Genomic DNA, 21,530 nt, shown 5'->3' with positions numbered 1-21,530 from the left:
GCGCCCATGGACGCCCGTTCGATCATCGCGAAACTGCGCCGCCGCGAAGTGCCGGATGCCGGCGAGCTGGCGTGGTTCGCCCAGGGTCTGGCCGATGGCAGCGTCAGCGACGCCCAGGCCGGAGCCTTCGCCATGGCCGTCTGCATGGGCGGGCTGGGTCCCGAGGGCCGCGCCGCGCTGACGCTGGCCATGCGCGACAGCGGTGAGGTTCTGACCTGGAACCTGGACGGCCCGGTGATCGATAAGCATTCGACCGGCGGGGTGGGGGATTGCGTCAGCCTTGTGCTGGCCCCGGCGCTGGCGGAATGCGGGGCCTATGTGCCGATGATCTCGGGCCGCGGTCTGGGCCATACCGGCGGGACACTCGACAAGCTCGAGGCGATCCCCGGCGTGTCGACCCAGATCAGTCAGGACCGGCTGGCCCAGATCTTGGCCGAGACTGGCGCCGCAATCGTTGGCGCAACGGCACAGATCGCCCCAGCGGACAAACGGCTCTATGCCATCCGCGACGTGACCGCCACGGTTGAAAGCCTCGATCTGATCACCGCCTCGATCCTATCCAAGAAACTGGCGGCCAGCCCGGATGCGCTGGTGCTGGACGTCAAAGTGGGCAGCGGGGCCTTCATGAAAACGCTGGACGAGGCGCGCAAGCTGGCGCAGGCCCTGACGGAAACGGCCAATACGGCCGGGTGCCGGACCTCGGCCCTGATCACCGACATGAATCAGCCGCTGGCGCCCGCCTTGGGCAACGCCCTGGAAATCGCCGAAGTGATGAAGGTGCTGACCGGTGGGCAGCCCTCGCCCCTTGCCGAGATTTCGGCCGAGTTGGGCGGTGTTCTGCTGTCTGACGCCGGTATGGTCGGCGATGCGCGGGCCGGGCGAGACATGATCGCCGAGGTGATCCGCGATGGCCGTGCGGCCGAACGGTTCGGACGGATGATGGCCGCGGTGGGCGGGCCGCTGGGTCTGGTCGAGGACTGGGCGCGTTATCTGCCCGAGGCCAGCGTGATCCTTGAGGTCACGGCGCAGGAGGAAGGCTATGTCACCGCGTTGGACGGCGAGGCGCTGGGCCTTGCCGTCGTGGCGCTGGGCGGTGGCCGACAGGTGGAAAGCGATGTGATCGACCCGGCAGTGGGGCTGTCGGGGCTGGCGCGGCTGGGCGACAAGGTCTCGGCAGGAACGCCGCTGGCCGTGGTCCATGCAGCGCGCGAGGACGCCGCGCAGAGGGCCGCGCAAACCGTGCGCGCCGCAATCACCATCGGCCCGGCGCCCGTTCCGGTGCCGGAGTTGGTGCACGAAAGGATCCTCGCATGAGCCGCGCGTTCCTTGTGGTGATGGATTCGGTGGGTATCGGCGGTGCGCCGGATGCTGACCGGTTCTTCAACGGCGACGTGCCGGACACGGGCGCGAACACGGTGGCCCATATCGCGCAGGCCTGCGCCGCAGGGCGGGCCGAGGATGGCCGGTTCGGGCCGTTGCGCCTGCCCAACCTCGATGCGCTGGGGCTGGGGGCGGCGGTGCGGCTGGCGTCGGGCGCGGATGTGCCGGGGTTGGAGGCCGACCCGACCGGCCTGTGGGGGTGCGCGCGCGAACATTCGCCGGGCAAGGACACGCCTTCGGGTCATTGGGAACTGGCCGGGCTGCCGGTGCCATGGGACTGGCACTATTTCCCCGACACGGTCCCCGCGTTCCCTGATGATGTGACCCGCGCCGCCGCGCAGGCCGCCGGAACCGAGGGCATTCTGGGCAATTGCCATGCCTCGGGCACCGCGATCATTGCCGAACTGGGTGCTGAACACATGAGCACGGGTTGGCCGATCTGCTATACCTCGGCCGACAGCGTGTTCCAGATTGCCGCACACGAGGAGACGTTCGGGTTGGAGCGCCTGTACGAGATGTGTCGGAGCCTGGCCCCCATGCTGCACGAGATGAAGGTGGGCCGGGTTATCGCGCGCCCCTTCGTTGGATCGCCCGAACAGGGGTTTGCCCGCACCACCAATCGCAAGGATTTTGCCATCACGCCGCCCGCGCCGGTGCTGACCAACTGGGCGCAGGACGCAGGCCGCCGCGTGCATGGCGTGGGCAAGATCGGCGACATCTTCTCGATGCAGGGGATCGATACGCTTGACAAGGGTTCGGACGCCGATCTGATGGGTCACCTCTCGCGCCTTGTCGACAGCGCCGAGGACGGCAGCCTGACATTCGCAAATTTCGTCGAGTTTGACAGCCAGTACGGCCACCGGCGCGACATCTCGGGCTATGCCCGCGCGCTCGAGTGGTTCGACGCCGAGATCGGCCGTATCCTGCCCCGGCTGCGCCCGGGCGACCTGTTTCTGCTGACCGCCGATCACGGCAACGACCCAAGCTGGATCGGCACCGACCACACCCGCGAGCAGGTGCCGGTGCTGACCGCCGGCCTGGGGGCCGGACAGATCGGGCAAGTCAATTTCGCCGACGTGGCCGCCAGCATCGCCCATCACCTGAACATTCCGGCGCAAGGGCCGGGAAGGACCTTTCTATGACCGTCGCAGACCTGCCCAAGATCGAACTGCACCTGCATCACGAAGGCGCGGCCCCGCCCGCCTTCATCCGCCAGCTGGCGCATGAAAAGAAGGTTGACCTGAGCGGCATTTTCAAACCCGACGGCAGCTATGACTTTCGCGATTTCGCGCATTTCCTCAGCGTCTACGAGGCCGCTTGCGAAGTGTTGAAAACCCCTGAGGATTTCCGCCGCCTGACGCTGGCGATCCTGGAGGAAAGCGCGGCGAACGGGGTGGTCTATTCCGAAACCTTCCTCAGCCCCGATTTCTGCGGCGGGGGCGATCTGTATGCCTGGCGCGACTATCTGGCCGCCATTCAGGACGCCGCTGACGAGGCCGAGCACAAGTTCGACATCACCCTGCGCGGCGTGGTGACCTGCGTGCGCCATTTCGGACCCGACAAGGCCAAGCGCAGCGCGCGCTGCGCCGCCGAAACCGCGGGTGACTGGATCACCGGGTTCGGTATGGGCGGGAACGAGGCCATGGGCCAGCAGGCCGATTTCAAATGGGCCTTCGACTGCGCGCGCGAGGCCGGATTGCGCCTGACTACCCATGCCGGCGAATTCGGCGGCCCTGAAAGCGTCCGCGATGCGGTCCGCGCGCTGGGGGTCGAACGTGTGGGCCATGGGGTTCGTGCCATCGAAGACCCCGATTTGGTACATGAACTGGCCGACCGGGGCGTCACGCTCGAGGTCTGCCCGGGCTCGAACGTGGTGCTGGGCCTGTATCCTGATTTTGCCGCCCACCCGATCGCGCGGCTGCGCGAGGCGGGTGTGAAGGTCACGGTATCCACCGATGACCCGCCGTTTTTTCATACCACCCTGCGCCGCGAATATGACATGCTGGCCCAGGCCTTCGGCTGGGACGCCGAGGATTTCGCCGCGCTGAACGACACCGCCCTGAATGCCGCATTCTGCGATGAAGAGACCCGCGCAAGGGTCAGAAAAAGACTGGAGAACACATGAGCGAACATCTGACCGTCGTCGACCACCCGCTGGTTCAGCACAAACTGACGCTCATGAGGGACAAGGGCACCTCGACCGCCTCGTTCCGGCAATTGCTGCGCGAGATCACGCTGCTGCTGGCCTATGAAGTCACGCGCGAGATGCCCCTGACCACGCGCCACATCGAGACCCCGATGGAGGAGATGGACGCGCCGATCCTGGCGGGCAAGAAACTGGCGCTGGTGTCGATCCTGCGTGCGGGCAACGGGATGCTTGACGGCGTTCTGGAACTGGTGCCCTCGGCCCGGGTCGGATTTGTGGGGCTGTATCGCGATGAAGAAACGCTACAGCCGGTGCAGTACTACTTCAAGGCCCCCGAAGGCCTTAAAGATCGGCTGGTGATTGCGGTTGACCCGATGCTGGCCACCGGCAACAGCTCGGCCGCTGCGATCGACCTTCTGAAACAGGCCGGTGCCACCGACATCCGGTTCCTGTGCCTGCTGGCCGCCCCCGAAGGCGTGGCCCGCATGAAAGAAGCGCATCCCGACGTCAAGATCGTGACTGCTGCACTGGATCGCGAGCTGAATTCCAAGGGCTACATCATGCCCGGTCTGGGCGATGCCGGAGACCGGATGTTCGGCACCAAATAGGCGCGCCTAGTCGCTGCAGATGTTCTGCAGCCGTACCCAGTCCCGGTCGGGCATAACCTGATCCAAAGGCTGACCCGCCATCGGGTCGGCCTCGATCAAACCCAGAACCGTTTCGCCGGTTATGTCAACCGCATAGGCATATGGGGTTGAGGGCAAATAGGCGGACGCAAACTCCTCCAGCAGGTCGTCTTCCGGAACTGCGGGGCGGGGTTCGGCCAGAACCTGTTCGGTATAGGTGTCCACGATCTGGGGTGTTAGTTCGCCCGTCGTCAGCAGGCGAAACGCTGCGACGGTCCCAGTTTTGTCCAGGAGATCATCCAACGGATCATGCAGGCTGGCCCGCGTGCGTTCAGCTATCACGTAACCGGCGGCAACTGCGGGATCTTCACTGTCTTCAACCAGCGCTCGGTTCAGCAGCACGATCCCTCCGGGAAGTGACAGGCTTTCCCGCACCCCGGCCGGCAACACAACGATCCGTCGCACGCCTGTTCTCTGGGCCAGCCTCTGCAGCGCCGGCTGCGCGTCCGCCGAGGCGCAGGCCCGGCCCGAAACCCGTTCGATCCGTTGCAGAATCGTGTTCCCGATGTCCTGCCGTTTGATCTCGGGCACGACCTTTTCGACATGGCTTTGCAGGGCGCCGGGCAGCCAGAACAGCAAGACCGCCGCGACAGCCGCAACCACGCCGCCGACGCTGGCCCACCGCAGGCGTCCGGGATGCGGGCGCGCCCGTTCGATGGCGCGTTGCAAGCGGTCGATTGCCTCGATCATGGTGGTTTCGGACTGCTCCAGCTCCAGTGTCTCATCCGGGTCGCCGTCTGGATTGAATATTGCGGGGAACTTGCCCGGGTTCTGCCTTTCAAGTGCGGCAAGCGACCAGTGCGTCAGCGCGCGATCGTTGAAATCGGTGATGGTCAACGTTGCCTCGCCGATCGAAACAACCACTTCGCGCCGCTGCTCGTCGGGCGACGGGCGCCACAGACCGGTAGCCTCGATCCGCTGGTATTGTTTCAGTGCCGTCATTTCGATGAGGTCTGCTCGTTTTTTCTTTTGTCGATTCCTAGCACGGAGAGATTAATCCGCGCAAACCTGTTGCGTGGTGATTTGGAAATGTGCTCGATAACCGGGACGCGTAGTTTCGGCCAAAGGGCCCGGAGGCCAAGGCCACATGCAGACAGCACATCCTTCTTCACCGGTTCTTGCATCGGTTCTGATGGTCTCGGCCATGGCAATCATCGGCGTCGTGGACAATTTCGTCATTCGGCTGGCCGAAACGATCGGTTTGTGGCAATTCCACCTAAGCCGGGCCGTGATGATGCTGCCTCTTATCGTTGGACTGTCGTTTCTTGGGTTTGGAGGGCTGCGACCTCAGAGGTTTTGGGCGGTCCTGCTGCGCAGTGTTCTGATCACCCTGGCGATGTTGTTCTATTTCAGCTCACTGGCTTTGATGCCAATTGCTCAGGCCCTTGCGGGGCTGTTCACATCACCGATCTTCGTTCTGTTGATTTCCGCGCTGTTGCTGGACCAGAAGATCGGCCCCTGGCGGGTCTTGGCTGTGCTTATGGGGTTTGTCGGAATCCTCTGTGTTTTGCAGCCTGACCCCAATGCCTTTGATGCGACCAGCCTATTGCCGGTGGCAGGCGGCTTTTTCTATGCGCTCAGTGCGATCCTGACCCGAACGCATTGTGCAAACGAAAGCACCGTCGCCTTGCTGGCTGCGATGATTGTCACGCTTGGGCTGGCCGGCGCCCTTGGCCTCGCCGTGTTTTCGGTTTTGCCGGTTGTGGAGTCTGACGGCCCGGCCGGTTTTGTGACCCGGGGCTGGGTCTGGCCGATGGAGGCCGCTCTGCCGTGGGTCGCATTGCAGGCGGTTGGGTCCACGGCTGCGGTATTCATGCTGATCAAGGCCTACCAACTGGGCGAGCCGTCATATGTCGCGGTGTTCGAGTATTCGGTCATGATCTTCGGGCCGGTTTTTGCCTGGGTGGTGATGGGGCAGGGGATCGGACCGCTGCAGATTGCGGGCATCGCCCTGATCGCCGCGGCCGGCGCAGTGCTGGCGTGGCGGGCGAGCGTGGTTCCCCAACGGGAACCGGCGCAATGATTCTATCAACAGGGCGGACCTACATCTTCATACATATTCCCAAGACCGGGGGAACATCACTGGCGCTGGCGCTCGAGCAGCGGGCCATGAAGGACGATATCCTGGTGGGCGACACCCCCAAGGCGCAGCGCAGAAACAAACGCAACAGGTCACTGAAGACGGCGGGAAGGCTGTGGAAACACTCCCGTCTGACCGATTTGCGGGGGCTTTTGCCCGACCAGCAGATGCAAGAGATGTTCGTGTTCACGCTGATCCGCAACCCGTGGGACCGGATGGTCAGCTATTACTACTGGCTGAGGGATCAGTCCTTTGATCACCCAGCAGTCCATCTGGCCGGGCGGCTGGATTTTGAGGCCTTTGTTCTGCACCCTAAAATCCAGCAGTCCTTTCGGGAAAACCCGTTCCCATCCTATGTCAGAGACGCCACCGGAACCGATCTTTGTCGCGCATACATTCGGATCGAAAGCTTTCAGCGGGATGCGGCCCCACTGTTCGATCATCTGGGGTTTCGTCTGGACCTTCCGCATGAAAACCGGTCAGCCCGGGGGGCGGAATACGCCAACTACTACTGGGTCCAGGCAAAAAAGGCTGTGTTTGACGCCTGTCGCGAAGACATAGAGAGATTCGAATATCGGTTCGAATAAGGCTGGTCGATTATTTCCCGAATTGCGCGAAACGCTGACAAATACAGGCTTTTGTTTATAAAAAAACGCGACTAATGGGGCGAAAAAGGCCCAAATTGGCCCTAAATATGGCAAAACTAAGTCACTCCCGAAAACTTCGTGCTAGCACAATGGGATAGTTTGAAAGTGCCAAAAGGGGGTAGGCACGTGTTGGAAGTAGTGAGTGTTTCGGGGTTTTCCGAAAATAATATCCAGACCGTACCGGGTGACGCCGTTTCGGTCAGGCGTGGCGGATTGCTGCGCGGGACGAAGGTTGCCACCACCAATGGCTGGAAACTGGCCGAGGCATTGGTTGCCGGCGATCTGGTCAGAACGATGGACAACGGGTTTCAGGAAGTGAAACGCGTGTCCCACGACAGAATAGCCGTACCGGCTGGCGAGGTTCGACCTGACTTTTTGCCCGTGCGCGTGCCGTCCCGCGCGGCATATAACGGTCGTGCGGTCTGGCTGATGCCCGAGCAGGGAATGGCCGTAGCCTTGTCTTCTGATTTCAACAGAGACGAGGGGCTGGCGATCATTCCGGCGCGTCTGCTGAGCGGGCACTTCAGCTTTTCCTCTCGGACACCGGCAGAGGAATTCCAGGTCACATCGCTGTTTTTTGAGCAGGACGAAGTGGTCTTCATCGAGGGTGGCTTTCAAGCCTTCTGTTCCTCGTGCCGCATCCGTTCGCTGTCTGGCCCGTCCCGACGATCCTACGCGGTGCTGGAAGAATCCGAGGCGCGGAGCCTCGTCACATCTATCGCAGAGGCCGGCGAACTGTCGGCCCTTGCAAACCCGTTGGGTGCACTGCCTGCACCCATCCCGCAGGAACCGATCTTTCCGATACGTCCCCCATCGGGGGTGCGGCGTCCGGGACGTCCGGGGCGGCCCAACGTGCCGGCCTTGTTTCTGCGGCCTGAATGGCAGACCTGACCAAACACTCTAAGAAAGATGCTGGCGCATGGGATCATGCGCCAGCATCACTTGTTCAGGCAGCCTTGGCTTCGGGGTCGAAGCGGCCGTAGAAGGTCTGACCTTTTTCGGCCATCTCGCGCAGCAGCGGCGGGCAGGCGAAGCGGTCACCGTATTTCTCCGACAGCTGGTCACAACGCTCGGCCGCGTAAGGCGCACCGATGATATCAAGCCAACTGAACGGACCGCCCGACCACGGCGCAAAGCCCCAGGCCAGGATGGCGCCGACATCGCCTTCGCGGATGTCTTCCAGAACACCTTCTTCAAGCGCGCGCACGGCTTCAAGAACCTGTGCGAACATCAGGCGTTCCTGTACCTCGATCAAGTCGGGCTGCTGCTCGGCCAGCGGATACTTGTCCTGCAGACCTTTCCAGTAGCCGATGCGCTTGCCGTTTTCGTCATAATCGAAGAACCCGGCCTTGGACTTGCGGCCCAGGCGACCCTGTTCTTCCATCCAGAAGATCAGATCGTCCGCCGGGCTTTCCGGGTAGGCGTCGCCCATTGCCGCCTTGGTCGCCCGGGCAATCTTGGCGCCCAGGTCGATCGAAGTTTCGTCGGTTAGCTGAACCGGACCCACCGGGAAGCCCAGTTGACGGGCGGCGTTGTCGACCAGAACCGGGCTGACGCCTTCGGTGATCATCCGCGCCCCTTCGTTGATGTAGGGGATGATGCAGCGGTTGCAGTAGAAGAACCGCGCGTCATTGACCACGATCGGCGTCTTGCGGATCTGGCGGACATAGTCCAGCGCCTTGGCCACGGCCCGGTCACCGGTTTCCTTGCCCTTGATGATCTCGACCAGGAACATCTTCTCGACCGGCGAGAAGAAGTGGATGCCGATGAACTGATCGGGCCGCTTGCTGGCCTTGGCCAGTTCGGTGATCGGCAGGGTCGAGGTGTTCGAGGCAAAGATGCAGTCCTCGGGAATGATCGCCTCGACCTTCTGGGTCATCTCGGCCTTGACCTTGGGATCCTCGAACACGGCTTCGATGATCAGGTCGCAGCCCGCCAGCTTTTCAAGATCCGGCGTGGCGGTGATGCGGGCCAGCATGGCCTCTTTCTTCTCGCCCGTGACCTTGCCACGTTTCATGCCCTTGTCCAGATAGGCTTCGGTATAGGCCTTGCCTTTGTCGGCGGCGGCCTGATCGCGGTCGATCAGCACGACCTCCATGCCGGCCTGCGCCGAGACCAGCGCGATGCCCGCGCCCATCATGCCGGCACCCAGAACGCCGATCTTCTTGACCGACTGGTCCGGGATGCCCTTGGGACGAACGGCGCCTTTTTCCAGCGCTTCCTTGTTCAGGAACAGCGAACGGATCATCGCGCCCGAGGACGGGTTCATCAGCACCGAGGTGAACCAGCGCGCCTCGATCTTCAACGCGGTGTCGAAATCGACCAGTGCGCCCTCATAGACCGCGCTCAGCAGGGCTTTGGCTGCCGGGAAGGCGCCTTGGGTCTTGCCGTTCACCATGGCCGAGGCACCCACGAAGTTCATGAAGCCCGCCGGGTGATAGGGCGCGCCGCCGGGCATCTTGTAGCCCTTCGCGTCCCACGGCTTGACCAGATCGGCCTCCTTGGCGTTCAGCACCCATTCCTTGGCCGCGGCCAGCGGATCGGCTGCGATTTCGTCGATGTAGCCTGCGCCCTTGGCCTTTTTCACGTCCAGCATCTTGCCTTCCAGCAGCAGCGGAGCCGCCGCGATGGCGCCCACCTTGCGGACCATCCGGGTGGTGCCGCCCGCGCCGGGGAAGATGCCGACCATGATTTCCGGCAGGCCGTATTTGGCCTTGGGGTTCTCGGCGGCAAAGATGCGATGGGTCGCCAGCGGCAGCTCCATGCCGATGCCGGCGGCCGTGCCGGGCAGGGCGGCCGCGATCGGTTTGCCACCTTTCTTGGTCTTGGGGTCCATGCCGGCCAGCTCGATCTTGCGCAGCAGGGCGTGCATCTTCATCGTGCCTTCGAACAGGCCCTTGGCCGGGTCGTCGCCCGCCTGTTCCTTCATAACCGCCAGCAGATTCAGGTCCATGCCGCCGGCGAACGAGCCTACCTTGCCGCTGGTGATCACGATGCCTTTGATCTCGTCATCGGCCAGGGCCTGATCGATGCAGTCGTTCAGTTCGGACAGGCCGTCGAACGACATCACGTTCATGGTCTTGCCGGGGACGTCCCAGGTGATGATGCCAACGCCGTCGGCGTCTTTGGTCAGTGTAAAATCAGCCATTTTTCTTCTCCTGATCCCCGCCGTTACACACGTTCGATGATGGTTGCCGCGCCCATGCCGGATGCGATGCACAAGGTGGCCAGACCGGTTTCCTTGTCCTGGCGCTCCAGCTCGTCCAACAGGGTGCCGATGATGATCGCGCCGGTGGCGCCCAGCGGGTGGCCCATGGCGATCGAACCGCCATTGACGTTGACCAGCGCCGGATCGACGTCAAACGCCTGCTGGAACCGCAGCACGACCGAGGCGAAGGCCTCGTTGACCTCGAACAGGTCCAGATCGCTGATCTTCATGCCGGTTTCGGCCAGGATCTTTTCGGTCACCGGAACCGGGCCAGTCAGCATGATGGTCGGATCGGTCCCGATCTTGGCGGTGGCCTTGATGCGGGCGCGCGGCTTCAGGCCGTATTTCTCGCCGAATTCCTTGTTGCCGATCAGAACGGCCGCCGCGCCATCCACGATGCCCGAGCTGTTGCCGGCGTGGTGGATGTGGTTGATCTTTTCCAGATGCGGGTATTTCAGCATCGCCACCTTGTCGAAACCGGGCATCTGCTCGCCCATCATCTGGAAGGACGGGTTCAGCGCGCCGAGGCTCTGCATGTCGGTGCCGGGGCGCATGTATTCGTCGCGGTCCAGAATAGTCAGGCCGTTGCGGTCCTTCACCGAGATCACCGACTTGGCAAAGCGGTTCTCTTCCCACGCCTTGGCCGCACGCTTCTGAGACTCGACGGCCAGCGCGTCGGCATCGTCACGGCTGAAACCGTATTCGGTGGCGATGATGTCGGCCGAGATGCCCTGCGGGACGAAATAGGTCTCCATCGCCAGCGACGGGTCGACCGCGATGGCGGCGCCGTCGCTGCCCATGGGCACGCGGCCCATCATCTCGACGCCACCGGCGATATAGGCCTCGCCCGCGCCGCCTTTGACCTGGTTGGCGGCCAGGTTCACGGCCTCCATCCCGGAGGCGCAGAACCGGTTGATGGCCAGGCCGGGGATCGATTCATCCAGGTCCGAGGCCAGAACCGCGGATCGCGCCAGGCAGCCGCCCTGTTCCATTACCTGGGTGACGTTGCCCCAGATCACGTCCTCGACGGCGTGGCCTTCCAGGTTGTTGCGTTCCTTGATGGCGTTCAGGGCCACCGCCGACAGGCGCACCGAGGTCACCTCGTGCAGGCTGCCGTCCTTGCGGCCCTTGCCGCGCGGGGTGCGCAGGGCATCATAAATGTAAGCTTCGGTCATACTTCTCTCCTCAAGCTCGATCCGACGGGTTGCCGGGCATCAGGTCATAGGGGTGTTTCCATCCGGGCTGCTCGGACAGGCGGGTCAGCCAGGCGTCGATATGGGGCCATTCGGCGCGGTCAAAGCCGAAGGGTTCAGGGTAATACAGGTAGCCGCCGCAGCTGAGATCGGCGTTGGTCACACTGTCGCCGACGATCCAGTCGCGGCCTTCCAGATGCGCGTTCAGCACCTGATAGGCGGCCTTCAATCGGCCCTGGTTGAAGGCGATCACATCCGGGTTGCGGTGCTCTTCGGGCAGGAAGTTCATCAGGAAACGGGTCAGGCCCGCCATCGAACTGAGTTTGTGGTTGTCCCACAGCACCCAGCGCAGGATGTTATAGTTCTCTTCCCGCGTCTTGCCGCCGAATTTCCCTGATTTTTCGGTGACATAGGCCTGAATCGCGCCCGACTGGCTGGTCCGGAAATCTCCGTCGATCAGCACCGGCGCTTCGCCCATTTCGTTGACTTCGGCGCGGTATTCAGGGGTTCGGGTCTGGCCGTTGAAGAAATCGACAAAGACCGGCTCCCATTCCAGCCCCGACATCTCAAGTGCCAAGGCAGCCTTGTATGAGTTTCCGCTTTCTCCGAAGCAATGCAGTTTTATCGTCATGCACTCACCCCTCCCAAGGCGGTTTGTACGGTTTCATCACGCACGTGTTTCAAGAAAGACCTGTCTCGCGGGCAGCAGCCGCGTTCGGACTTGTCTTGCTGAAAACACGCCGGGCCTGGGCCAGGCATCGGGGTCGTCTAGCGTTTGCGCGCCTCAAGCTCGGAATTGAAAATGCGCAGCCGGTGGGTCAGGTTCTCCTCGTCGATCACGCTGTTGAAATTCTCGAACAGGAATGACAGCGCCTCTCCTTCGTCCAGCCCGGCGTCGCGGGCAAACCCCTTGAGTTTTCGATACCCGTCCTCGGTCATGGCGACGGGAAAGCGGCGGGTCAGGCGAAAGCGTTTGGGCATGTCATCTCCTCCATGAGCGCTGGTTCCGGGCGGGGTCGCCCGGAACCAGACTGGGATCAGAAGTTCGCCGCGTCCAGTGCCATCACCGTGTCGGCGCCGGTCTGGATCCGAGCCAGGTGCATGCCTGTGGCCGGCAGACGGCGCGCCATGTAGTAGCGGCCGGTGGCGATCTTGGTCTCGTAGAAGTCCTTGTCGGACGCGCCGGCATCCAGTGCTTCCTGCGCGGCCTTGGCCATCTGCGCCCACATCAGGCCCAGGCAGACATGACCGAACATGTGCATGAAGTCATACGAGCCCGACAGAGCGTTGTTCGGGTTGGTCATGCCGTTCTGCATGAAATACATGCCGGCGGCCTGCAGGTCTTTCGAGGCGGCCTTGAGCGGTTCGATGAACGCCTTGTCATAGGATTCGTCTTTGCCGCTGTTTTCCTTGCAGAAGGTTTTGACCATGTCGAAAAAGGCCATGACATGCTTGCCGCCGTCCTGCGCGAGCTTGCGGCCGACCAGGTCCAGCGCCTGAACGCCGTTGGCCCCTTCGTAGATCATGGCGATGCGGGCGTCGCGGGTGTATTGCGACATGCCCCATTCCTCGATGTAGCCATGGCCGCCATAGACCTGCTGGGCCTGAACGGTCATGTCGTAACCTTCGTCGGTTAGGAAGCCCTTGATGACCGGGGTCATCAGCGAGATCAGCCCGTCGGCATCCTTGTCACCCGAACGGTGCGCCTTGTCGATCAGGGTCGCGCCCCACAGGATGAAGGCCCGCGCGCCTTCCACAAAGCTTTTCTGGTCCATCAGGCTGCGGCGGATGTCGGGATGTACGATCAGCGGATCGGCCGGGCCGTCGGGATTCTTGACGCCGGTCACGTCGCGGCCTTGCAGACGGTCCTTGGCGTATTCCAGCGCGTTCTGATAGGCGGCCTCGGCTTGAGCCAGACCTTGCATGCCGACACCCAGACGCGCTTCGTTCATCATGGTGAACATGGCGCGCATGCCCTTGTGTTCCTGACCCAGCAGGTAACCGGTTGCGCCGTCATAGTTCATCACGCAGGTCGAGTTGCCGTGGATGCCCATCTTTTCTTCGATCTTGCCGACCGAAACACCATTGCGCTCGCCCAGGCTGCCGTCTTCGTTCACCAGGAACTTGGGCACGATGAACAGCGACACTCCCTTGATGCCCTCGGGGCCGCCGGGGATCTTGGCCAGCACCAGGTGGATGATGTTGTCGGCCATGTCGTGATCGCCGGACGAGATAAAGATCTTTTGGCCGGTGATCTTGTAGCTGCCATCGCCCTGCGGCTCGGCCTTGGTGCGCATCAGGCCCAGATCGGTGCCGCAATGCGGCTCGGTCAGGTTCATGGTGCCGGTCCATTCACAGCTGACCATCTTGGGCAGATATGTGTCTTTCTGCGCATCGGTGCCGTGCGCCAGGATGGCCGAGGCCGCGCCGTGGGTCAGGCCCTGATACATGGTGAAGGCCTGGTTTGCGGCCGAGAACATCTCGCCCACGGCCGTGCCAAGAACATAAGGCATGTTCTGGCCGCCATATTCCTCGGGCATATCCAGACCGGTCCAGCCGCCTTCCTTGACCTGCTCGAACGCGTCCTTGAACCCGGTCGGGGTGTAGACGACGCCGTTTTCCAGCCGGCAGCCTTCGGTGTCGCCGACCACGTTCAGCGGGTGAAGCAGGTTGACGGCGACCTTGCCGGCCTCCTCCAGAACGGCGCCCGTGAACTCGGGCTCCAGCTCATCGTAGCCCGGAATATCCGAGGCCGAGATTTTCAGAACGTCATGCAGAACGAATTGCGTATCTTTGGTAGGCGCGTTGTAAACGGGCATTTGAAGCTCCCTTAATTCAGATGTCCGGGTGGCAGGCGGCGCGGAGTTACTCGGCCGCCTTCTTTTCCTGTTTCATCGAGGCGATGACCTTCTCGCCCCAGCGCAACTGCTCCTTCAGATCGTCAATGGCCTGAGTCAGTTCCTCGCGGCGGGCTTCCATGTCCGCCAGACGCTCGCACGCGATTTCATAGGTGCGGGTCATCTGGGTCAGTTGCTGGTCGCCGACATGGTACAGATCCAGAAGCTGTCGAATCTCTTCCAGGCTGAAACCAAAGCGTTTGCCGCGCAGGATCAGCTTGAGCCGCGCCCTGTCACGTTTGGTGAACAGCCGTTTCTGGCCCTCACGGATCGGAAACAGAAGCTCTTTGGCTTCGTAGAACCGCAAGGTCCGCGGCGTGACGTCATAGGTCTCGCACATCTCGCGGATGGTCATAAGATCTTCGGTCATTGGTCACCCTCTCGTCGCTGGCGTCATGAGAAAGTTGCGCAGTCGATGGCCGCTTTACAACATGAGATTGACGTTTACGTAATCCAGACGCTGCGTCACAAAGAAATTGACGTAACTTCCGGTCGCGTAAAGCGACGGGTTGGCAATTTTCTTTCCGTTAGGTCAGCCAAATCCACTGTACCCGCGCGGTTCGAATCCGACGGGCAGGCGGCAGGGCGCCAGCCGAAAAATTCGGATTTCCGGTGTAATGAAGGATGGATTTGGGGGCTCGAACTGGCCGATTTAGGTCAGCGAGTTGGCCGTTTGATCGCGAAGGCGCTGCAACTCGTCCATGGCTTCGTCCAGTTGCTGACGCTGCTGACGCAGCTCTTCCATCTGGCGGTCGGCCATTTCGATAAAGGTAGCCATCTGGGCCTTGTTGCCTTGATCTTCGTAGATCAACAACCACTGCCGAATTTCCTCAAGTGGAAACCCGAACTTTCGGCCACGCATGATCAGCTTCATCCGCGCACGCTCGCGCGGACCGTAAAACCGGGACCGTCCTTCCCGGTCTGGCTGCAGCAGCTCGATATACTCGTAGTAGCGCAGGGTGCGCGGAGTCACGTCGAACTCGGCGCACATCTCTTTGAATGACAAACGCTTGTCGGACATTCCTGTTCTCCTCGGTTGCAACCTAGGGCGTTGTGCGGACAAGCGCAACAGGCGGGCTTGCCCTTTGCGCGCAGAGCAGATCATAAAGGGGCAGGACAACAGGACTGAACCTCATGGTCGACAAGACAGTACTCGCCCGCCAGTTCATCGAGGCGATCCCCCATGCGCGGGCCCTGGGCCTGACGCTGACCCATATCGGCGAGGGTGAGGCCGAGATCACCATGCCTTACAACGAGGATCTGATCGGCGATCCCCGCACTGGCGTGATTCACGGCGGGGCTGTGTCGGCCAGCCTGGATACTTGCTGCGGGGCTGCGGTCATGAGCCATCCGGCGGCGCCGGGCGGCACAGCAACCATCGATCTGCGCATCGACTACATGCGCGCCGCAACGCCCGGCCAGACGATCACCACCCGCGCGACCTGCTATCACATCACGCGCAATGTGGCCTTCGTGCGCGCAACTGCCATGGACGACGATCAGGATCGCCCGGTGGCCACCGCCTCGGGCGCCTTCACAGTCGAGGGGAAGTGAGATGGCAAGACCCCGTCCCGAACCGATGCAGGTGGTGAAACAGCGCCGCGACGCGGCCCTCAAGGCGCTGGTCGAGGGGGTTCCGTATATCCGGTTCCTCAATATCAGCTTCGACCGGCGCGGAGACGAACTGACCGGAGTTCTGAATTTCGACGAAAAGCTGATCGGCAACCCGTTCCTGCCGGCGATTCATGGGGGCGTCACGGCGGCCTTTCTCGAGGTGACGGCGGTGATCACGCTCAGCTGGGAGCACCTGTTCCCGCGCATCGAAAGCGGTGAGATCGATGCCGAGGACATCATCTCCGATCACAGTATCCGCTTTCCCAAGACCATCGATTTCACGGTGGATTACCTGCGCTCGGGCCTGCCGCGCGATGCCTATGCACGCGCCTTCATCAGCCGGGCAGGGCGGCGGTATGCCTCGGTGCGCGTCGAGGCTTGGCAGGACAACCACGCCAAGCTGTTCGCACAGGCCACAGGGCATTTCCTGATGCCGCAAGAGCCTTCGGCCAAGGGCTGAGCAAAATGCGGGACGCCTCGGCACCCATCACGCACAGACGGGTGCTGAAGATCGCGGTGCCGATCGTGCTGTCCAACGCGACGGTGCCGATTCTGGGCGCGGTAGATACCGGCGTGGTCGGCCAGATGGGGCAGGCCGCCCCGATCGGCGCGGTTGGCATTGGCGCGGTCATTCTGGCCACGATCTACTGGGTGTTCGGCTTTCTGCGCATGGGCACGACCGGATTGGCGGCGCAGGCCCGAGGCGCGGGAGACACGGCCGAAACCGGTGCGCTGCTCATGCGCGGCCTGCTCTTGGGCGGCACGGCGGGGCTGTTCTTTATCGTGGCGCAGGCGGCGGTGTTCGCAGGGGCCTTCGCGCTGTCGCCCGCCAGCCCCGAGGTCGAGGCGTTGACGCGCAAATACCTCGAGATTCGCATCTGGGGCGCGCCCGCGACCATTGCGCTTTATGCCGTGACCGGCTGGCTGATCGCGGTCGAGCGCACGCGCGGCGTGTTCGTCCTGCAGGTTTGGATGAACGGGCTGAACATCCTGCTGGATCTGTGGTTCGTGCTGGGGCTGGGCTGGGGCGTCGAAGGGGTGGCGGTGGCCACGCTGATTGCCGAATGGACGGGTCTGGCGCTGGGTCTGTGGCTGTGCCGCGATGCGTTCGGGGGTAATCAATGGCGCGATTGGGCGCGGATCTTCGACCCCGCCCGCCTGCGCCGGATGATGCAGGTCAATGGCGACATCATGATCCGGTCGGTCCTGCTGACCGGGTCCTTCACCACCTTTCTGTTCGTGGGCGCCGATCTGGGCGACGTGACGCTGGCCGCCAACCAGGTGCTGCTGCAGTTCCTGGAAATCACCGCCTTTGCACTGGACGGGTTCGCCTTTTCTGCCGAGGCATTGGTAGGCAGCGCCGTCGGAGCCAAGGACCGATACCAGGTCCGGCGCGCCTCGGTCATGGCGTCGCAATGGGGCGTCGGTGGGGCTTTGGTGCTGGGGGCCACGTTTTTTGTGGCAGGGCCCGCATTGATCGACCTGATGGCCACCGCGCCTGAGGTGCGGATCACGGCGCGCGAATACCTGATCTGGGCGGCGCTGGCCCCGGTGGTCGGCGTTGCCAGCTGGATGTTCGACGGCATCTACATCGGCGCCACCTGGACCCGCGCCATGCGCATCGCCATGATCCAGTCGGTGGCAATCTATGTGGTGGCGCTGTTCCTGCTGGTGCCGACCATGGGCAATCACGGGCTGTGGGCCGCGCTGATGGTGCTGAACACCGCCCGCGCGGTGACGCTGGGCCTGCGCTATCCCCGGCTCGAGGCGCAGGTGGCCTAGAGCAGGGTCAGCAGGGTCTCGGGCGGGCGACCGATTGCGGCCTTGTCGGCGGTGATCCCGACGGGGCGTTCGATGAGGATCGGGTTCTCGGCCATGGCCTGAACCAGGGCCTCTTCGGGTGTTTCCCTGCTCAGCCCCAGTTCCTTGAACCGCGCCTCGCCTCGGCGCATCATCTCGATCGCCGGGATGCTCAGCCGGGACAGCACCGCGCGCAGCTCATCCGCGCTGGGCGCGTCCTGGAGATATTTGCGAACGGTAACCTCGGCGCCGCGGTCCTGCAGCAGGGCCAGCCCGGCGCGCGATTTTGAACAGCGTGGGTTGTGCCAGTATTCGATCACAGCCAATCCTCTCGTTTGCTGCCGACGGCGTCGGCCACCGATTTGAACCCGTCCCGCGCCAGCAGGGCGTCCAGCCCCCACGTGATCTCGGCCGCCAGCGACAGGCCGCCATAGACCATCGCGGTATAGAACTGCACGGCCGAGGCCCCGGCGCAGATCTTGGCATAGGCCTGTTCGGCGGTGCTGATGCCGCCGACGCCGATCAACGGAATCTGCCCGTCGGTCAACTGGCTCAACCGGGCCAGAACACGGGTCGATTTTTCGAACAGGGGCGCGCCTGACAATCCGCCGGCCTGATCCTTGTGCGGGCTGCGCAGCCCTTCGCGCGACAAGGTCGTGTTGGTGGCGATGACACCGTCGATGCCCGTGTCACGGGCAACATCGGCGATGTCCCGCAGTTCGTCATCCGTCAGGTCGGGGGCGATCTTCAGAAACACCGGGATCGGCCGTGCCAAGGCGTCGCGGGTGTCCAGCGCACTTGCCAGCAGGGCGCTCAGCGCTTCTTTCCCCTGCAGGTCGCGCAGCTTTTCGGTGTTGGGCGACGAGACATTCACCGTGGCGAAATCCAGCCATTGCCCGCAATGGGCCAGCACCTGCGCAAAATCCCGCGCCCGGTCGCTGCTGTCCTTGTTGGCGCCCAAGTTCAGGCCGATCACCGCGTCCTTGGGGCGGTGCGCCAGACGCCGGGCCATCGCCTCCATCCCTTCGTTGTTGAAGCCGAACCGGTTGATGGCGGCGCGGTCCTCGGTCAGGCGGAACAGTCGCGGCTTGGGGTTGCCCGGCTGCGGGCGCGGGGTCACGGCGCCCACCTCAATGAATCCGAAGCCCGCGCGCGACAGTGGGCCCAGAACCTCGCCATTCTTGTCGAACCCGGCGGCCAGCCCCACCGGGTTGGGCAGGTCCAGCCCGGCAAGTTGCGTGCGCAAGCGCGTCGAGGTGACGGGACCGGGCGCCGGGGTCGAACCCGTTTTCAGCGCCTTGATCGACAGGCCGTGCGCGGTTTCTGGGTCCAGGCGATGTAGCGCGGCCAGGGCCAGTTTCTCGGTCAGTTTCATCCGAAGGACGCTCCGGTTGGGGTAGGGGCGGTGCGGATCAGGCGCGAGTCGGCCATCGCCGCCTGCCGGTGAATGACCGCCGCGCGATAGGCCGGGTCGGTCACCATCTCCAGAAACGCATGGGCCGAGGGGTAACGGGCGATGAACATCTCGTCCCACGCTTCGCCCTTCGGGCCGATCAGCGTTGTCTGGAACGTGCCGCGCCAGATGATCGAGGCCCCCAGCCGCGCGATGATCGGGGCGGTTTCGGCACCATACCGGCGATAGGCTTCTGCGCCGCTCAGCCCCGCGCCGGCCAGGTCGTGGCCTGCGGGATAGACGGCCTTGGCGCGGAACTGCACAAGGTTCAGCATCTCGATCGGGTGATCGCGGTCCAGCGCTTTGAACGCCTCGAACTCGGCGCGGTCGGGGTCGATATGGCCGGTCATTGCATCTCCTTGGGGAAGCGGTGCGCGCCGTTTTCCAGCGACAGCGGCTTGGCCCAGACCACATCCGCCATGCGCATGTTGCGATAGAGATGCGGGAACAAGGCCCCGCCGCGCGAGACCTCCCATCTCAGATCATCGCCCATTTTCTGGGCATCGCAGGCCACGAGGGTCAGGTTTTCGACCCCGGCAAAGTGTTTGGCCGCGGTCTCGGCCGCCTGTTCTGCGGTGGAGAAATGCACAAACCCATCCGCCACATCGATGGGCGCGCCCCGGGTTTCGCCCTGTGCCTGCAGGGCCGCCCATTCCTCGGCCCGGAATATCTTGTAGATCAGCATGGCGCCGTGATGCCCCGCGCGCGGGGTAGAATCAAGCCGCATTTCCCCCTTTGACTCTTTGCCGCCCTCGGCGCACGATCCTGACAATCAATAACAGGGAGTTTCAAATGATTACCCGTTTCCTGACATCCGTGGCGGCCCTTGGCCTGACTGCAGGCATGGCGGCGGCCGATTACAAGCTGACCATTCTGCACACCAACGACTTCCATTCCCGGTTCGAGCCGATCAACAAATATGACAGCGGCTGTGGCGCCGAGGACAATGCCGAGGGCAAATGCTTCGGCGGTTCGGCGCGTTTGGTGACCGCGGTCAACGACGCCCGCGCGCGGGCCGAAAACTCGATCCTCGTGGACGGCGGTGACCAGTTTCAGGGGTCGTTGTTCTATACCTATTACAAGGGCAAGGTCGCGGCCGAGTTCATGAACAAGCTGGGCTATGATGCGATGACCGTGGGCAACCACGAATTCGATGATGGCCCCGAGGTTCTGGCCGGTTTCGTTGATGCGGTCGAATTTCCGATTCTGATGTCGAATGCGAACATCGAGAACGAGGAACTTCTGACCGACCGGATCAAGAAATCGACCGTGATCGAAGTGGGGGGCGAAAAGATCGGCCTGATCGGCCTGACCCCCGAAGACACCGACGAGTTGGCTTCACCCGGGCCGAATGTCGTGTTCTCTGATCCTGTTCCGGCGGTTCAGGCCGAGGTGGACAAGCTGACGGCGGAAGGCATCAACAAGATCATCGTGCTCAGCCACTCGGGCTATGGCGTCGACCAGCGGGTCGCGCAGGAAACAACGGGCGTCGACGTGATCGTGGGCGGACATTCCAACACCTACCTGTCGAATACATCGGACAAGGCGGTCGGGCCGTACCCGACCGTGGTGAACGGGGTGCAGATCGTTCAGGCCTATGCCTATGGCAAGTTCCTGGGCGAGCTGAACGTGACCTTCGATGACGACGGCAACGTGGTCGAGGCGGTGGGTGAACCGCTGATCATGGACAACACCGTGACCGAGGATCAGGCTGCCCTTGATCGCATCGCTGAACTGGCCAAGCCGCTGGATGAGATCCGCAACAAGGTCGTGGCCAACACCGCGGCTCCGATCGAAGGCGACCGGTCGATCTGCCGCGTGCAGGAATGCGAGATGGGTAACCTGGTGGCCGATGCCATGCTGGCGCGGGTCGCCGATCAGGGCGTTCAGATAGCCATCGCCAACTCGGGTGGCCTGCGTGCCTCGATCGACGCGGGCGACGTGACCATGGGCGAGGTGCTGACTGTTCTGCCCTTCCAGAACACGCTCTCGACCTTTGAGATCAGTGGGCAGGGCATCATCGATGCGCTGGAAAACGGCGTAAGCCAAGTGGAAGAGGTCAAGGGTCGCTTCCCGCAGGTGGCAGGGTTGAAATTCACCTGGGATCCGTCGGTTGCTCCCAACGAAGGCCGCGTGACCGAGGTCATGGTGGCCGAAGGTGATGGGTATGTGCCGATCGATCCGGCCAAGACCTATTTGGTGGTGACCAACAACTATGTCCGCAACGGTGGCGACGGGTACAAGATGTTCTCTGGCGAGGACAAGAATGCCTACGACTTCGGTCCCGATCTTGCGGATGTGACCGCTGAATACCTTGCGGCCAATGCGCCCTACACGCCCTATCTGGACGGACGTATCCAGCAGAAGTGATTGCTGACACAGAAAAAGAAAAGGCCGCATCCCCGGATGCGGCCTTTTTTGTTGGG

General features: G+C 62.9%; 23 protein-coding genes. 11 read left to right on the top strand and 12 right to left on the bottom strand.

Going from position 1 to position 21,530, the window contains the following annotated elements:
- The first annotated feature begins 6 nt into the window (after positions 1-6).
- The 4 genes from ACR0DA_RS09085 to upp are packed head-to-tail and all read left to right on the top strand — an operon-like array spanning position 7 to position 4,134.
- Positions 7-1,314: a thymidine phosphorylase gene (locus tag ACR0DA_RS09085; RefSeq protein WP_480753683.1), complete on the top strand. Its 1,308-nt coding sequence runs from the start codon at positions 7-9 to the stop codon at positions 1,312-1,314.
- A complete protein-coding gene (locus ACR0DA_RS09080) occupies positions 1,311-2,522 on the top strand; it encodes a phosphopentomutase (protein WP_480753682.1) in 1,212 nt (403 codons plus the stop codon). Before ACR0DA_RS09085 ends, ACR0DA_RS09080 begins: the two co-directional genes overlap by 4 nt.
- Entirely contained in the window at positions 2,519-3,505 is a 987-nt protein-coding gene (locus ACR0DA_RS09075; RefSeq protein WP_480753680.1) for an adenosine deaminase, read from the top strand. The genes ACR0DA_RS09080 and ACR0DA_RS09075 overlap by 4 nt, the downstream gene beginning before the upstream one ends.
- Positions 3,502-4,134, top strand: coding sequence for a uracil phosphoribosyltransferase (gene upp / locus ACR0DA_RS09070; protein WP_093962638.1), 633 nt, complete (start codon positions 3,502-3,504; stop codon positions 4,132-4,134). The genes ACR0DA_RS09075 and upp overlap by 4 nt, the downstream gene beginning before the upstream one ends.
- A gap of 6 nt (positions 4,135-4,140) precedes the next feature.
- Here the strand turns inward: upp and ACR0DA_RS09065 are convergent, their stop codons facing one another.
- Positions 4,141-5,154, bottom strand: a complete 1,014-nt coding sequence (locus ACR0DA_RS09065; RefSeq protein WP_480753679.1) for a hypothetical protein — start codon at positions 5,152-5,154, stop codon at positions 4,141-4,143.
- 145 nt (positions 5,155-5,299) lie between these two features.
- Between ACR0DA_RS09065 and ACR0DA_RS09060 the strand changes: the two genes are divergently transcribed.
- The 3 genes from ACR0DA_RS09060 (at position 5,300) to ACR0DA_RS09050 (ending at position 7,830) form a co-directional block, all read left to right on the top strand.
- Entirely contained in the window at positions 5,300-6,235 is a 936-nt protein-coding gene (locus tag ACR0DA_RS09060) for a DMT family transporter (RefSeq protein ID WP_170337656.1), read from the top strand.
- A complete protein-coding gene (locus ACR0DA_RS09055) occupies positions 6,232-6,879 on the top strand; it encodes a sulfotransferase family 2 domain-containing protein (protein WP_480753677.1) in 648 nt (215 codons plus the stop codon). Before ACR0DA_RS09060 ends, ACR0DA_RS09055 begins: the two co-directional genes overlap by 4 nt.
- 186 nt (positions 6,880-7,065) lie before the next feature.
- Positions 7,066-7,830, top strand: coding sequence for a Hint domain-containing protein (locus ACR0DA_RS09050; RefSeq protein ID WP_480753676.1), 765 nt, complete (start codon positions 7,066-7,068; stop codon positions 7,828-7,830).
- A gap of 55 nt (positions 7,831-7,885) precedes the next feature.
- Here ACR0DA_RS09050 and ACR0DA_RS09045 read toward each other — a convergent pair whose 3' ends face one another.
- The 7 genes from ACR0DA_RS09045 to ACR0DA_RS09015 form a co-directional block, all read right to left on the bottom strand.
- A complete protein-coding gene (locus ACR0DA_RS09045) occupies positions 7,886-10,087 on the bottom strand; it encodes a 3-hydroxyacyl-CoA dehydrogenase NAD-binding domain-containing protein (RefSeq protein WP_480753675.1) in 2,202 nt (733 codons plus the stop codon).
- 23 nt (positions 10,088-10,110) lie between these two features.
- Entirely contained in the window at positions 10,111-11,322 is a 1,212-nt protein-coding gene (locus ACR0DA_RS09040; RefSeq protein WP_170337662.1) for an acetyl-CoA C-acetyltransferase, read from the bottom strand.
- Positions 11,323-11,332: 10 nt separating this feature from the next.
- Complete coding sequence (locus ACR0DA_RS09035) at positions 11,333-11,971, bottom strand: glutathione S-transferase family protein (protein WP_170443344.1); 639 nt, start codon at positions 11,969-11,971, stop codon at positions 11,333-11,335.
- Positions 11,972-12,108: 137 nt separating this feature from the next.
- Entirely contained in the window at positions 12,109-12,321 is a 213-nt protein-coding gene (locus tag ACR0DA_RS09030) for a hypothetical protein (RefSeq protein WP_480753673.1), read from the bottom strand.
- Between the two features lie 56 nt (positions 12,322-12,377).
- Positions 12,378-14,159: an acyl-CoA dehydrogenase C-terminal domain-containing protein gene (locus ACR0DA_RS09025; RefSeq protein ID WP_480753672.1), complete on the bottom strand. Its 1,782-nt coding sequence runs from the start codon at positions 14,157-14,159 to the stop codon at positions 12,378-12,380.
- A 46-nt stretch (positions 14,160-14,205) separates the two neighbouring features.
- Positions 14,206-14,607, bottom strand: a complete 402-nt coding sequence (locus tag ACR0DA_RS09020) for a MerR family transcriptional regulator (RefSeq protein ID WP_093962630.1) — start codon at positions 14,605-14,607, stop codon at positions 14,206-14,208.
- 282 nt (positions 14,608-14,889) lie between these two features.
- Positions 14,890-15,258 (bottom strand): MerR family transcriptional regulator, encoded by a 369-nt coding sequence (locus tag ACR0DA_RS09015; protein ID WP_170337669.1) that lies wholly within the window; start codon positions 15,256-15,258, stop codon positions 14,890-14,892.
- 113 nt (positions 15,259-15,371) lie between these two features.
- Between ACR0DA_RS09015 and ACR0DA_RS09010 the strand changes: the two genes are divergently transcribed.
- The 3 genes from ACR0DA_RS09010 to ACR0DA_RS09000 are packed head-to-tail and all read left to right on the top strand — an operon-like array spanning position 15,372 to position 17,633.
- Positions 15,372-15,791 carry a PaaI family thioesterase gene (locus ACR0DA_RS09010; RefSeq protein WP_170358398.1) on the top strand — a complete coding sequence of 140 codons (420 nt, stop codon included), beginning with the start codon at positions 15,372-15,374 and terminating at the stop codon, positions 15,789-15,791.
- 1 nt (position 15,792) lies between these two features.
- Complete coding sequence (locus ACR0DA_RS09005; RefSeq protein ID WP_170337672.1) at positions 15,793-16,311, top strand: PaaI family thioesterase; 519 nt, start codon at positions 15,793-15,795, stop codon at positions 16,309-16,311.
- A gap of 5 nt (positions 16,312-16,316) precedes the next feature.
- A complete protein-coding gene (locus ACR0DA_RS09000; RefSeq protein ID WP_480694958.1) occupies positions 16,317-17,633 on the top strand; it encodes an MATE family efflux transporter in 1,317 nt (438 codons plus the stop codon).
- Here ACR0DA_RS09000 and arsC read toward each other — a convergent pair.
- From arsC to ACR0DA_RS08980, 4 genes are read right to left on the bottom strand one after another with little or no spacing between them, the layout of a single operon-like run.
- Positions 17,630-17,971 (bottom strand): arsenate reductase (glutaredoxin), encoded by a 342-nt coding sequence (gene arsC / locus ACR0DA_RS08995; protein WP_480753670.1) that lies wholly within the window; start codon positions 17,969-17,971, stop codon positions 17,630-17,632. The genes ACR0DA_RS09000 and arsC overlap by 4 nt on opposite strands.
- Positions 17,968-19,026 carry a quinone-dependent dihydroorotate dehydrogenase gene (locus ACR0DA_RS08990; RefSeq protein ID WP_480753669.1) on the bottom strand — a complete coding sequence of 353 codons (1,059 nt, stop codon included), beginning with the start codon at positions 19,024-19,026 and terminating at the stop codon, positions 17,968-17,970. Before ACR0DA_RS08990 ends, arsC begins: the two co-directional genes overlap by 4 nt.
- A complete protein-coding gene (locus ACR0DA_RS08985) occupies positions 19,023-19,454 on the bottom strand; it encodes a DUF1330 domain-containing protein (RefSeq protein ID WP_480753667.1) in 432 nt (143 codons plus the stop codon). Before ACR0DA_RS08985 ends, ACR0DA_RS08990 begins: the two co-directional genes overlap by 4 nt.
- The gene (locus ACR0DA_RS08980; RefSeq protein WP_170359235.1) at positions 19,451-19,789 is read right to left on the bottom strand and encodes a DUF952 domain-containing protein; all 339 of its coding nucleotides are present in this window, start codon (positions 19,787-19,789) and stop codon (positions 19,451-19,453) included. The genes ACR0DA_RS08985 and ACR0DA_RS08980 overlap by 4 nt, the downstream gene beginning before the upstream one ends.
- Before the next feature lie 107 nt (positions 19,790-19,896).
- Here ACR0DA_RS08980 and ACR0DA_RS08975 point away from each other — a divergent pair, with 107 nt between their 5' ends.
- Positions 19,897-21,474 (top strand): bifunctional metallophosphatase/5'-nucleotidase, encoded by a 1,578-nt coding sequence (locus ACR0DA_RS08975; protein ID WP_480753666.1) that lies wholly within the window; start codon positions 19,897-19,899, stop codon positions 21,472-21,474.
- The last annotated feature ends 56 nt before the right edge of the window (positions 21,475-21,530 follow it).

The sequence above is a fragment of the Ruegeria sp. CI8 genome (assembly GCF_056536865.1).
Note: the sequence above shows the minus strand (reverse complement) of the source record. Positions and strands in the feature narration are given on the sequence as shown.